This window comes from Vibrio sp. CAU 1672 (assembly GCF_029223195.1).
In the GTDB taxonomy this organism is placed as follows: domain Bacteria; phylum Pseudomonadota; class Gammaproteobacteria; order Enterobacterales; family Vibrionaceae; genus Vibrio.
The window spans coordinates 24,155-36,986 of sequence record NZ_JARHUF010000008.1 but is presented as its reverse complement, the minus strand read 5'-3'; the positions used below and the strand labels follow the sequence as shown (position 1 = coordinate 36,986).

Annotated in this window: 16 protein-coding genes; 11 read left to right on the top strand and 5 right to left on the bottom strand. The window is 45.5% G+C overall.

Annotation, left to right across the window (positions count from 1 at the left end; all coding sequences use genetic code 11):
- The first annotated feature begins 54 nt into the window (after positions 1–54).
- Positions 55–753 carry a glycosyltransferase family 25 protein gene (locus P2G85_RS09505; RefSeq protein ID WP_275863866.1) on the top strand — a complete coding sequence of 233 codons (699 nt, stop codon included), beginning with the start codon at positions 55–57 and terminating at the stop codon, positions 751–753.
- A gap of 28 nt (positions 754–781) precedes the next feature.
- On the opposite strand, the gene P2G85_RS09500 is transcribed toward P2G85_RS09505, so the two are convergent.
- The 5 genes from P2G85_RS09500 to P2G85_RS09480 are packed head-to-tail and all read right to left on the bottom strand — an operon-like array spanning position 782 to position 5,113.
- Positions 782–1,726, bottom strand: coding sequence for a glycosyl transferase family 90 (locus tag P2G85_RS09500; protein WP_275863865.1), 945 nt, complete (start codon positions 1,724–1,726; stop codon positions 782–784).
- A complete protein-coding gene (coaD, locus tag P2G85_RS09495; protein ID WP_275863864.1) occupies positions 1,723–2,205 on the bottom strand; it encodes a pantetheine-phosphate adenylyltransferase in 483 nt (160 codons plus the stop codon). Before coaD ends, P2G85_RS09500 begins: the two co-directional genes overlap by 4 nt.
- Positions 2,202–3,233, bottom strand: coding sequence for a glycosyltransferase family 4 protein (locus P2G85_RS09490; protein WP_275863863.1), 1,032 nt, complete (start codon positions 3,231–3,233; stop codon positions 2,202–2,204). Before P2G85_RS09490 ends, coaD begins: the two co-directional genes overlap by 4 nt.
- Before the next feature lie 2 nt (positions 3,234–3,235).
- The gene (locus P2G85_RS09485) at positions 3,236–4,018 is read right to left on the bottom strand and encodes a glycosyltransferase family 2 protein (protein WP_275863862.1); all 783 of its coding nucleotides are present in this window, start codon (positions 4,016–4,018) and stop codon (positions 3,236–3,238) included.
- A gap of 39 nt (positions 4,019–4,057) precedes the next feature.
- Complete coding sequence (locus P2G85_RS09480; protein WP_275863861.1) at positions 4,058–5,113, bottom strand: glycosyltransferase family 9 protein; 1,056 nt, start codon at positions 5,111–5,113, stop codon at positions 4,058–4,060.
- 104 nt (positions 5,114–5,217) lie between these two features.
- Here P2G85_RS09480 and P2G85_RS09475 point away from each other — a divergent pair, with 104 nt between their 5' ends.
- The 10 genes from P2G85_RS09475 (at position 5,218) to P2G85_RS09430 (ending at position 12,824) form a co-directional block, all read left to right on the top strand.
- Positions 5,218–5,625, top strand: a complete 408-nt coding sequence (locus P2G85_RS09475; RefSeq protein WP_275863860.1) for a diacylglycerol kinase — start codon at positions 5,218–5,220, stop codon at positions 5,623–5,625.
- A gap of 24 nt (positions 5,626–5,649) precedes the next feature.
- Positions 5,650–6,366, top strand: coding sequence for a 3-deoxy-D-manno-octulosonic acid kinase (locus tag P2G85_RS09470; protein WP_275863859.1), 717 nt, complete (start codon positions 5,650–5,652; stop codon positions 6,364–6,366).
- A 139-nt stretch (positions 6,367–6,505) separates the two neighbouring features.
- Positions 6,506–7,570, top strand: coding sequence for a dTDP-glucose 4,6-dehydratase (gene rfbB, locus P2G85_RS09465; RefSeq protein WP_275863858.1), 1,065 nt, complete (start codon positions 6,506–6,508; stop codon positions 7,568–7,570).
- A 298-nt stretch (positions 7,571–7,868) separates the two neighbouring features.
- On the top strand, positions 7,869–8,393 hold the full coding sequence (locus tag P2G85_RS09460; protein WP_275863857.1) for a GNAT family protein: 525 nt from the start codon (positions 7,869–7,871) through the stop codon (positions 8,391–8,393).
- Between the two features lie 13 nt (positions 8,394–8,406).
- The gene (locus tag P2G85_RS09455; protein ID WP_275863856.1) at positions 8,407–9,477 is read left to right on the top strand and encodes a 3-oxoacyl-[acyl-carrier-protein] synthase III C-terminal domain-containing protein; all 1,071 of its coding nucleotides are present in this window, start codon (positions 8,407–8,409) and stop codon (positions 9,475–9,477) included.
- 10 nt (positions 9,478–9,487) lie between these two features.
- Positions 9,488–9,706, top strand: coding sequence for an acyl carrier protein (locus P2G85_RS09450; RefSeq protein ID WP_275863855.1), 219 nt, complete (start codon positions 9,488–9,490; stop codon positions 9,704–9,706).
- 9 nt (positions 9,707–9,715) lie between these two features.
- The gene (locus P2G85_RS09445) at positions 9,716–10,459 is read left to right on the top strand and encodes an SDR family oxidoreductase (protein WP_275863854.1); all 744 of its coding nucleotides are present in this window, start codon (positions 9,716–9,718) and stop codon (positions 10,457–10,459) included.
- 11 nt (positions 10,460–10,470) lie between these two features.
- Positions 10,471–10,758, top strand: a complete 288-nt coding sequence (locus tag P2G85_RS09440; protein ID WP_275863853.1) for a hypothetical protein — start codon at positions 10,471–10,473, stop codon at positions 10,756–10,758.
- A gap of 9 nt (positions 10,759–10,767) precedes the next feature.
- Positions 10,768–11,469: an SDR family oxidoreductase gene (locus P2G85_RS09435; RefSeq protein WP_275863852.1), complete on the top strand. Its 702-nt coding sequence runs from the start codon at positions 10,768–10,770 to the stop codon at positions 11,467–11,469.
- Positions 11,466–12,824, top strand: coding sequence for a fatty acid--CoA ligase family protein (locus tag P2G85_RS09430; RefSeq protein ID WP_275863851.1), 1,359 nt, complete (start codon positions 11,466–11,468; stop codon positions 12,822–12,824). The genes P2G85_RS09435 and P2G85_RS09430 overlap by 4 nt, the downstream gene beginning before the upstream one ends.
- Positions 12,825–12,832 lie beyond the last annotated feature (8 nt).

The window sequence follows — 12,832 nt, the reverse complement described above, 5'->3', positions numbered from 1 at the left end:
GAATATGGGTAGATACTATACTGGCTTGCACAAAAATAGCTGAGGGCCTTAAAGGTGGAAGCAAGTAATAACACGCAGTTGAAAGTGTTTGTGATTACGACTGGTGACGAAGAACGAGTTAATCGAGTTTCTGAATACCTGAAAGGAATTGACTTTGAATTTGTCCATTCTGACTCCTATCCAGACTTACAGGAGTTAGAAAAAAAATACGAGAGTTATTCTCATAAATTCAGACAAAAAGCGATCATGGCCGGTGAGATTGGCTGTTTTAAAACCCACTCGCAAGCATGGGACAAGGTGATTGAGTCTGGCCAGCCTGCCATTATCATTGAAGATAATATTGAATTTATCTGCAGCGCATCGAGATTGCTGGAAAATGACGTGCTGGAATATATCCGCCGTTGTGGCTTAGTCAATTTTACTAACTTTAACTACATCCTTGACCCGGATAAGCCGTTTAAAGTCTCTGATGTAAAAGAAAAAAAACCTTTCCCGACGGTGTGTTATGGCATTACACCTTTAAGAGCCAGAGATTTACGCAACGGCATGAAAAAAACCGCCTATGCCATGCCGATTGATAAATGGTTGTCGATTCCCAAGCTCAGCAATTGTTATGGCTACATCAGCCCAGTTGTGGTGGCTAAAAGACAGGATAACCTTTCCAGCATTGCGAATAAGCGCAAAGGCAAAAAAACCTTTAACCCTGCCAATATGGTGCAAAGAGTTATCAATAAAATTAAGTACAAGTACTAAATTTTATGCTTAAGAGGTTACCTGAAGATCAGGTAACCTTATGTGTTTTTGCGTTGGCAAAATATTTCTCTGCGACCAGTAGTGAAATGAGCCTTTCCCGCTTCGGGTGCTTAAACTGCTCTACCCATTCATGAGCATTCTGGATTATGGCTTCCGCTTCTTCCGGATGCGCCAGGTAGTAGTCCATCTTTTCATCTAAATCAGAAAAGTCATCTCTGACTTCGACAAAATGCACTCCTGCTTGCAGCTTACCCTCCATAAACCAGGTTTCATAACGCAGCTTCGGTGTGAAACACAGTGAGTTTGACGACATGATCCACTTAAGATTGGTCGCAACATCCATTCCTTCCAAACTGAGAATAAACTTGTAGTCCAGTTGTTCCTTTATGCTCATTGGTGGGGTGACATAGCTCAGTTGCTCGGGATCTTTATCTTGTGTATCGACACGTCCGACATTACAGCGCGGGTTATGAAAGTGAGCAGATAGTAGTGTCCTGCGGTTGGGCCTGAAGCCGGTACCGCGCCAAACAAGCATATCTTTCTTGTCACGATAGGGTTTATCGCTATCAATAAAATAATAGTGACGCACCGCATTTAGTTTCAGAAGCACTGAGTTGGTGTTGTTGCCTGCTATTGGGCGGCTTTTTAAAAAACTCGGCTCAGAAGGGACGTCGATGACATCACCATTGATGTATTTGAAGGCATGGCTTTTGGGGAAGCACTTAATCACTTTGAGCAAGTCATAGTAGTAAGCACTGCCACCCGTTTTCTTGAAATCCTGTATTCGGGTAAGCTCTTGTTGTGTCAGGCTGAAGCCGGAATCGAGCTGATTGTAATAGTTGACGCGTTGCTGCAAATACGTTTCATCATACTCGTGGGTGTTGCTCATCAGGTTTTTACCATAACAGCGAAACCAAGATGACGGCAGCGAAGCAAGCAGCACATTCTTAAGGTAATACTTGATCTTCTTCATGATTTTTTGAGTTTTGCCTGAATGGCTTGGTTAACGGGAGCAGGGACAAACTGGCTGATATCTCCGCCGTGAATAGCCACTTCACGCACGATGGTCGACGAGAGAAATGCATACTCTTCCGCCGGTGTGAGGAAGACACTTTCCAGTCCGGGTAACAGTTTACGGTACATATTGGTCAGGCCAAATTCATACTCAAAGTCGACAGTGGTCCGTAGCCCACGCACTAAAACATGCGCCTGTTCTTGTTTGGCAAAGTCGACCAGCAAGCCACTGAACCCGGAAGTTGAGACGTTTTTCAGGTGCGAGGTGGCCTGCTCGACCAATTGAACACGCTCTTCGAGGGTGAACATGGTGTTTTTTGACGGGCTGGCGGCCACACCGATCACGATTTCATCAAACATGGCGGCAGCGCGGTTAATGATATCCAGGTGCCCGTTAGTGATGGGGTCAAACGTGCCCGGGTAGATTACTTTTTTCATTGTATTATTTTCTGATAAACGTCAACATACAGTTGAGCTGTGTGGCTAATATCGAACAACTTCAGCTTCTCTTGCCCGTGTTGGATAAACCTGTGGCGAAGCGTTTCATCTTGGGCCACGGTTAAAATGGCGTCCGCCAAGGCCTGTGCATTCCCCGGTTCCACTAAGAGTCCGTTGTGGTTATGTTCGATGATGTCAGGGATACCACCAGCCCGGGTACCGATAACTGGCAAGCCAGCGGCCATGCCCTCCAGGATCACCGACCCGAGCCCTTCCGTGTAGGACGGATGGATTTGCAAGTCTGCGGCGGCAAACCAGTCACCCATGTTGCTCTGTTTGCCGGCAAAGGTCAGGTTGGTCAGCCCGGCGGCTTGTGTTTCCAAAGCCTGGCGTTCAGGCCCATCACCCAACAGGCAAATATGGATGTGCTCATCATGTTGTGCCAGTTTCTTCGCCGCCGCAATGGTGACATCAAAACCTTTATGTTTAAGCATATTGGCGGCATGTATCACCAAAAATTGGCCAGCAAAACGCTGTTTCAGAGCCTGCACTGCGTCAGCGTTGACTTGGTATGAGACCGGTGAGCTGGGAATTTTATACGTGGTCAGCGCCGGGTAGGCATCCTGTACGCGCTGAACGATTTCTGAGCTCAGCCCAACCACGGCTGACGCTTTGCTGTAGGCCAGGTTGGCTAACCATTTTTTCTTGAGTTTATTGTCAATGCGGCGTGTGACGATATAAGGCATGCCATACAGCAGGTGCTGGATGAGTGCCCAGTAAATCGCACGCCCTTCGTGGACATGGATCAGCGCGCAATCCTGGGTGACTGATTTGGCATGTCCCCGGGTAAAATGCGTGGCCAGTACCAGTTTTACCGGAAGGTTTCGAACGGCATCAGCAAACGGGCTCTTGGGATTCGCGACGACGGTCAGGTCATACCCCAGTTTCACTTGCTGTTTGATCAGTTGCAGGGTCTGGTTTTCCCCCCCATGATAGCCAGAGGCCAAATTGACATGACAGATCTTCATACTTAGTCCTCCTGCTGGTGGCGTTTTACATAATCGCGTAGCCAAAGGTCGGCATAACGGGTAAACGTGGTGTTGGCACTGAGTATTGCCAGCAGCAGGCCGTGCCGGCCATCCATAAAGCCACGCTTTAAGATATACATTTTAAAGAAACGGAAAAAACCGTGAGCAATGGCGCCAGAGAGGGAAGCGCGTTTTTTCCCCTCGCGCTGATCGGCCCACGCCTGCATGTATAGTTGAGTTTTACGCGTGTATTCGCCCAGCTTCTCATAGGTAAAGTGTTTTAGCCGCCCTTTGAGCGACACGACGTTAAAACCGGCCGGAATAACCACGCTTTCATGCACTAAGGCATCGTTGTAACGGGTGTCTCTGGTACGGTACAGGCGCACTACCCAATCCGGAGACCAGCCAGAGTGGCGGATTTCTTTGGCAAAGGCGGTGGTGAGGCGATTGATCCGGTAAACCTGGTTAGGCTGGTGCTTTTCAATCGCAGCTAATATCTCGTTTTTGAGTTCCGGTGTTACTCGCTCGTCGGCGTCCAGCCACAAGACAAACTCTGATTCTACATAGGTTTGTGCCAGTTGACGCTGCTTACCAAAGCCCGGCCAGTCGAGGTTGGTGAAGAACTTGTCGGTATATTCCAACGCGATCGCTTGAGTGTCATCGTTACTGCCTGAGTCGAGGATGACAATCTCGTCTACCCATCCGTGTACCGTTTCCAGGCAGGCACGCAGGTGCTTGGCTTCATTTTTGACGATTAAGGCAACCGCTAAAGTCGGTTTTGACAAGGTGACGTTTCCTTATTGATGATCAGTATTTCTCTGAGTTTACTGGTATTGCGGGTACAAATCTTCCACAACATGATCAAACATTGTGATCACACGCTCACTGGTAATGCGGCTCATGGCGGTTTTATCTTTCGCCCGGGTGCGCCAGCTTAGTTCCTGGCTGGTTTTTCCGGTTTCCGCCAGGATGGCTTCCGCATAAACAGAGACCGCATATTGTAGGTAACGGTAAGGCCCGACACGCTCCGGATTGTGGTGGGCATACAGGCCAATGATCGGCGTGTTCATCGCGCTGGCCATATGTGCAGGGCCAGTATCGGGTGCGATCACCATGTCGACGTTATCGATCAACGCCAGCATTTGTAAAATGCTACTCTGCCCGACCAGATTCAGGCAAGGTTCTGACAGTAACGCTTGGATATCCTGGGCGAGATCGACTTCGACCTGGGCGGGGCTGCCGGCAAGGATGACGTTCCAGCCTTTGGCCCGGGCATGGTTAATCACATCCACATAGCCTCTGGCATGCCAGTTTTTGTAGGCTTTGCTGGCACCGGGAACCAGCAATAAATTCGGCTGGTCAGTGCTGGTATTGGCCTTGGCCCACGTTCTATCGGCCTCGGAGTAGGAGAGAGACCAGTTTAGCTCGGTTTCCGGTACTCCGATTTGCCGGGCAAATGCCATCAGCCCATCGGCGACATGCAGTGACGTTGGCGACGGGACTTTGACATTGGTAAACCAGGTCTGGAAGTCCTGGCTTCGGTCGGCAGAGAAGCCCAGTTTGTATCTGGCGTTAATCCCCAGCGTTGCCACGCTCGCCCGGATGGCATACTGCATGTGCAGCAGGGCATCAAACCTTCGCCCCTTAAGCTGTGACCACAACGCTTTATAACCCTCAAAGCCGGCGCTCTTATCAAATACGATCACTTCGATACCATCTACTGCGGCCAGAAGCTGCGCTTCCAGTTTTCCGGTGATCCAAGTGATATGAGTCTCTGGCCAGTGTTGCTGGATGGCTTGAACAGTGGCAATGGTATTGCACACATCGCCAATCGCAGACAGGCGCAGTATACAGATTGAAGCAGGAGCAGAAGTGAACATAGTTTTCATCAGGTGTAAGAATTTGAGGCGGTTAAATTATGCAGACATCCCCAATAAATGTAAAATGGGCGCCTTTAACAGTGAGACCAACGAAAGTAAATTCTATGACACAAGGAAAACACGACCAACCTTCGGAGTGTGGTAAGCCGGGTACAACCGGTTTAAAGCGCATTTTCAACGCTACGGGTTACTCAATACAGGGCCTCAAAGCAGCGTTTAGACATGAAGCGGCCATTCGTCAGGAATTGTGTTTGTTGATCCTGGCTGCTGTTCTGGTGTGGCTGTTTGATATCACCATGGTGGAACGTATCGTTATGTTGGGAGTGGTGGTACTCGTGTTTATTGTGGAACTGCTTAATTCTGCGATTGAAGCTGTGGTTGACCGGGTGGGGTTAGAGCGGCATGAGCTCAGTGGCCGGGCGAAAGATATTGGTTCGGCGGCGGTACTGGTCTCGTTATTGTTTGCCGGTTTTACCTGGCTGGCTATTTTGGCCGAACACTACCTTGGCTAGTATTGAACGAAAGAGGCAAAACGGATGATCCAGCGTTATCATGATGGCAATTGCACCATTTGGTTTGATGACACGTTTATTAGCGATCCTTCGCTGCCACTGTTTGAGCCTGATTACTGGCAACAACAAGGCAAGGTGGTTGGCAGCGCGACAGGGCGCGGCACCACCTGGTTTGTACAACTGGCGTCGATGCAGGCCGCACTGCGCCATTATCGTCGCGGCGGGTTATTTGGCAAACTGGTCAAGGACCATTACTGGTTTAGCGGCTGGGAACAGACCCGCAGTGCCGAAGAATTTCATTTGCTGTTACATTTGCGAGAAGCGGGGGTCAACGTGCCCCGGCCGGTAGCAGCGCGGGCGGTAAAATCCGGCTTGAGCTATCAGGCGGATTTGCTCAGTGAGCGGATCCCCAATGCGCAGGACTTGGTAAGTATTTTGCAGGAAAATGCGTTACCGGAAGCAATGTATCAAAAAATTGGTCAACAAATTGCCAAAATGCATAATGCTGGCATTAATCACACCGATCTTAATATCCACAATATTTTGCTGGATGATCAACAAAGGGTGTGGATCATTGATTTTGATAAGTGCCGCCAGCAATCGGCAGGTGAGTGGCAACAGCAGAACCTAGACAGGTTGCTGCGCTCATTTAGCAAAGAGTTGCATAATCGGCAAATCAACTGGAGTGAGTCCGACTTTGTGCATTTGCATGAGAGTTATATCCACGGTTGTGAAAAGTGAAATTTACATCTGTTACTAAAGAGCTGACATGCGTGTTTTGATTGCAGCGCAATGTTTTGTCCAGATGATAAAATACAATTAAACAAAATATTCATATGCTTCCATGGTGGAGCTCAATTTAAAGTAGGTAATATTCGTCATGAAAATACTAGTAACAGGCGGAGCTGGGTTTATTGGCTCTGCTGTAGTGCGACATATCATCCGTGATACCCAAGATACCGTCATTAACCTGGATAAATTGACTTATGCAGGGAACCTTGAGTCGTTGGTTGATGTGGCAGACAGCGACCGTTACTACTTTGAACAGGTCGATATTTGTGACCGAGCGGAGTTAGACCGCGTATTTGTTGAACACCAACCAGACTTGGTGATGCACCTTGCTGCGGAATCACATGTGGATCGTTCGATTGACGGACCGGCGGCGTTCATTGAAACTAACGTCATGGGCACTTATCACCTGCTGGAGGCGGCACGCCAGTACTGGTCTGCGCTTGAAGACGAGCGTAAAGCGGCTTTCCGCTTCCATCATATTTCTACCGACGAAGTCTATGGAGATCTAGAGGGGACAGATGATCTGTTTACTGAGACCACCCCATATTCGCCGAGCAGTCCTTATTCGGCTTCCAAAGCATCCAGCGACCATTTAGTACGCGCCTGGCAGCGCACTTATGGTTTGCCAACCATCGTTACCAACTGTTCAAACAATTATGGCCCGTATCACTTCCCGGAGAAGCTGATCCCACTAATGATTTTGAATGCCCTGGATGGTAAACCACTGCCGGTTTACGGAGACGGTCTGCAAATCCGCGATTGGTTGTACGTCGAAGATCATGCGCGAGCACTATACAAAGTGGTGACGGAAGGCGAGATTGGTGAAACTTACAATATCGGTGGACACAATGAAAAAGCCAATATTGAAGTGGTGAAAACCATTTGTACTTTGCTTGAAGAACTGCGCCCAGAAAAACCGGTTGGTGTAGAAACTTACGAGTCACTGATCACTTACGTTAAAGATCGCCCGGGGCATGACGTTCGCTACGCGATTGATGCGACTAAGATCGCTCAGGAGCTGGGTTGGGTACCGCAAGAAACCTTTGAAAGTGGTATCCGCAAAACGGTGGAATGGTACCTGAACAACCAGAAATGGTGGCAGCGCGTTTTAGATGGTTCGTATAGTTTAGAGCGACTGGGCTCAGGTGACTAGCGGATAGGCATAGTCTTGGCGATTCCGGCATCTCAGAGCAGCAGTAGTCGTATACAATAAGCTTATGATTTGTTGACTGTTATCGGCAATTATGCCGGCAGGTATTGTTGGCCTTCTGATCATACACTTATCTGAAGGCCAAGATAGCTTCCATTCTCTGCTTGAGGTGATTAGCGGTTACTCCCAGCAGAAGCGGCCAAACTTAGCGAGTTCAAGGCTAAAAAACGACTACATTCAGTATCTAAAAGGCCTGTTAGGAAGCTATATAAATTGATATTTAATAATGGTGATTAATGTAATGAGTCTTAAGAAGCATGGGGTGGTATTGACCCCGCTGGATGCCTCACACTTAGAAATGTTACGTAACTGGCGAAACAGTGAGTTTGTTCGTGGTTTTATGATTTATCAAGATGATATATCTGAAGATGCTCAAATAAAATGGTTCTCCAAGCTTAAAGATGCTCAAAAGTACTATTTCATAATATCAGATGAAGACGGAGAGTATGGTTGTTGTAACTTAAATCTTGAAGTTGATGATGAAGGACGATTGTGTGCAGAAGGTGGTGTTTTTGCCGCAGAAGAGAGCCGCTTGAACAGCCTAACTCCGATTAAGGCTGTTTGTACTATGTATGAATGGGCTTTTGCGCACCAAGGCGTGAACTATATAAAAGCGCAAATCCGTTCAGATAATAGACGAGCGATTAGATTTAATGCTGGCTTAGGCTTCATCGTGGACAGAGTGGCTGAAGGAATCACTTATGCAACTTTAACACACGAATCGTTTAATAATCGATACGAGAAAATAAAAAAAATTCTAGGTTAAGTAAGGGTTACAAATGACAACCTCAAGCTTTAAAAAAGCAAAAATTACAGGTGTTACCACAGCCGTACCACCTATGGTCAAATCTATCGATGATGAAGTTGAGTTGTATGGCGGTAACGAGAAACAAATCGCTCGTATAAAAAAGGCTATAGGTTTAAATAAGCGCCATGTAGTCACAGGTGGGTTGACCAGTTTAGACTTATGCTTATTTGCTACTTTGAAGCTATTCAATGATTTGAATATTGACAAGGGAGCTATCGACGGGCTGATATTTGTAACGCAAACACCAGATCATTTTCAACCTTCAAACGCCGCTATTTTACATGGCAAATTAGGCTTAGAACCTTCAGTTGCCTCATTTGACGTGTCTTTGGGATGTTCAGGATATGTATATGGTTTGTGGTTGGCTCACATGATGATAGAAGCAGGCGCTTGTAAAAACGTTCTTTTACTGGCTGGTGACACGTTGAGTCAATGTGTTAATCCGAGAGATCGCTCTACCGCTCCCTTGTTTGGAGATGCTGGGTCTGCAACCTTAGTTCAAGGTGTCTCAGGGTCAAGCGACAGTTATTTTAGTCTGCATACCGACGGGAGTGGAAGTGGGCACATTGTCCAACCTGCGGGTGCTTTTAGAAAACCAATGTCTGAAGAGACTCAAAAAGAATCTGTTGATGATGATGGTAATTATCGGAGTGATAATGATCTGTACATGAATGGTGCAGAAGTTTTCAATTTTGCTATCAAAACAGAGCCTCAAGCGATTAAAGATATATTGGAGTTTAGTGGTAAGTCTCCAGATGACATTGACTATATATTCTTCCATCAAGCCAATCAGTATATTATTTCAAATATTATCAGACGGTTAAAAGTGTCAAAAAGCAAAGCACCAAGTGATATTGTGGGTTTATATGGTAATCAAAGCAGCGCATCCATTCCGTGCACTATTTGTCATACCCTTGGAGGTAAGGACATGCCCGTCGATGATGTAGTACTATCAGGTTTTGGTGTTGGTTTATCTTGGGCAAGCGCGGTATTGTCTTTGAAGAACACACATGTTTCAGAAGTTTTCGTCCTAGAAAAGTGAGTATCTAAGTATGAATAAAGAGCAGTTTTTAGAAGAACTAACAGAAATTCTTCAGTTAGAAAATTTGGTCGATGAGCAAACCGTCTTGAGCGACTTAGAAGAATGGGACTCTATGGCTCACTTAGGGGTGATCTCTTTCTTTGATATGGAGTTTTCTAAGAGCATCACTAATACGGATCTCAAGCAGGTGGGTACAGTATCAGAGCTGATAGTTTTAGCTGGACTGTAAGGAGCTGGTGTGTCTGAGCTATATTTGGTCACCGGTGCGAGTTCAGGGATTGGCTTAGCGGTTTGTCAAAGCTTACTCTCCGCTGGCCATAGAGTTATAGGTGTTGCCCGAACAGAAAAATCTGATGTTCCAAGGCTTTGTTCTGAGTATCCTGACTCTTTTTATTTTTATCCTAAAGATTTGTCTTCAGATATTAATTGCTTATCTAGATGGGTCCTTATGTTAGCTCAAAAGCACGGTAAATTATCGGGTTTTGTGCATGCGGCAGGTCTTTTATGCATATTGCCAAATCGCTTTAATCTGCATGAAAAAATGTTGGAGACTTTTAATCTAAATCTTTTCAGTGCCTTGGCACTGGCAAAAGGGGTCTCAGATAAAAGAGTTTGCCATCAAGCTGGAGCTTCGATCGTATTTATTGCATCCATCGCTGCGAATGTTGGTGCGAATGGTACGGTTAACTACGGTGCATCCAAGGCAAGCTTGATCGGCGCTACCAAATCTTTGGCAAGAGAGTTAGCAAAGCAGAATGTGCGAGTGAATACAGTTTCTCCCGGATTGATTCAAACTGATCTAACAAAGAGCAACCATGATGCAGATTTTTTTGCCCGCCTTGATAAAGCTTACCCTTTAGGGTTGGGTAAACCTGAATATATTGCAGATGCAGTGACATTTTTACTATCAGAAAAAGCTAAGTGGATTACAGGCACTGATTTGGTAGTTGATGGTGGAGTGACACTGGGAACGAATGAATAGAGATTGAAATAGTGGATAAATATATTGATTTAGTATTGTCAACCCTAATTGAAATGGGCGAAGACGATGATAATGCTGCTTTAATTGAAGCGAATGCGAAAACTAAGCTATTTGGAACCAATGGTGTTTTAGACAGTGTCGGTATTGTGTTTTTAATTACAGAACTGGAAGAAAAAATCAGTGATGAGTTTGACGTTGATGTGACATTGGCTGACGAAAAAGCCATGAGCCAGGTAACTTCGCCATTCCGTAATGTTGAAACACTAGCCAAATACATTGCGCAGTTAGTTGAAGGGTAAAACAGTCCTATGCCGTTGAATATTGTGATTACAGGAACCCGCAAAGGGTTGGGTAAAGCCTTAGCTGAGCATTATCTCGCCCTTGGTCATACGGTTGTCGGCTGTAGCCGACAGTCGGGCTCCATTGAGCATGAGAACTATCATCACTTTGAATTAGATGTGACAGATGAAAAGGCTGTCGTATCTATGGTACGCAGCATCCGCAAGACTTTGGGCAAGGTTGATGTACTGGTAAATAATGCAGGTATGGCTGCAATGAACCATTTTTTAACTACGCCGTTGAGTAGTGCGGAAAAGGTAATGGCTACCAATGTGTTTGGTACATTTCTCTTTTCAAGAGAGGTTGCTAAGTTGATGATGAAGCAGAAACATGGCTCAATTGTTAACTATTCAACGGTTGCGGTACCGCTGGATTTAGAAGGTGAAGCAATATACGCAGCAAGTAAAGCTGCGGTGGAGTCTTTAACCCGGATTTCAGCAAAAGAATTGTCTCCTTACGGTATTCGCGTGAATGCCGTAGGGCCAACCCCAGTACCGACTGACTTAATTAAGGCCATACCTAAAAATAAAATTGATGAACTTATCTCAAGTCAAGCTATAAAGAGACTGGGGAAAGAAGAGGATGTAATTAATGTTATTGACTTCTTTATATCACCCAAAAGTGACTTTATAACTGGCCAGGTTATTTACTTGGGAGGGGTTTTTAAGTGATTGAGTACTTGAATAAAATATCACAATTTTCTGATGAGACGGCTTTGTGTTTTGAAAAATCGCAATTTAGCTATCAGCAATTAAATGAGAAGATTAATCACTTTTATACCAACCTTGATGACGTCAAATCAGGTCAGGTGGTTTGTATTATCAGTGATTATTCTTTTGATGCGATAGCATTATTTTTTGCACTGGTGAAAAAGAAGTGCGTCATCGTTCCTATTGTGAGTGAAAATCAGGAAGAAATTGATAAACGTCTGGCGGTTGTATCTCCTGATGCGGTGATTAATTTAAGAAACAACAGCAGCCAAGAAGTGAAACTTTCCGAGTCTTGCTCTACTGACAGGCATGAGTTGATCGCCAATATTGTCAAGAATGGTCATTCTGGCCTTATTCTGTTTAGTAGCGGAAGTACAGGTGAGCCTAAGGCGATGATCCACAATTTGGATAACTTGCTAAGTACTTACGTAGACAAGCGAGCCAAGTCGTTATCCATAATGGTTTTTTTAATGTTTGACCATATTGGTGGTTTGAACACGCTACTTAATTCTCTGGCAATGGGAGCCAAAATTGTGATCCCAAGTAAAAGAGAACCAGAGCATGTCGCAATGCTCATTGAGCGTGAGCGGGTGAACTTGCTGCCTGCTTCACCGACCTTTTTGAACATGATGTTGATTGCTAATACGCACCAACAATATAACCTCAAATCATTAAGAATGATCACGTATGGTACTGAGGCTATGCCTGAAAGCCTGCTCCATCGCTTAAAATCTGCGATGCCACGAGTCAAACTATTACAGACGTTTGGCACCAGTGAAACGGGCATTGCACAAACTTCTAGCCGCTCATCAAGCAGCCTCGAGATCAGAATCGATGATCCTAACCAAGAGTATAAAATTGTAAACAATGAACTGTGGTTGCGGAGTAAGACTCAAATATTGGGGTATTTGAATCACGATATGAGCAGTTTTTCTGATGATGGTTGGTTCCAGACTGGTGATCTTGTCGAGCAGTCTGGGGATGGTTATCTGAAAATTATTGGCAGGGCGAAAGAGGTAATCAATGTCGGAGGCGAAAAAGTATTACCTAGTGAGGTTGAGTCTGTTTTGCTGGAAGTCGAGGGCGTAGAAGACTGTGTAGTTTATGCTGCGGCTAATGCGATTACTGGCCAAACCGTGGTGGCGAATGTAACAGCTTCAGGTGACAGCGATCTCAAAGTACTGAAAAAACAAATCAGGAAATACTGCAGAAACCAGCTTGATGCTTATAAAGTGCCGACCAAAATCAATTTCAGTACAGATACAGGTATTAACGAGCGATTCAAAAAAGTCAGAGTCAGCAAATATAGTCATTAATGTTTTTG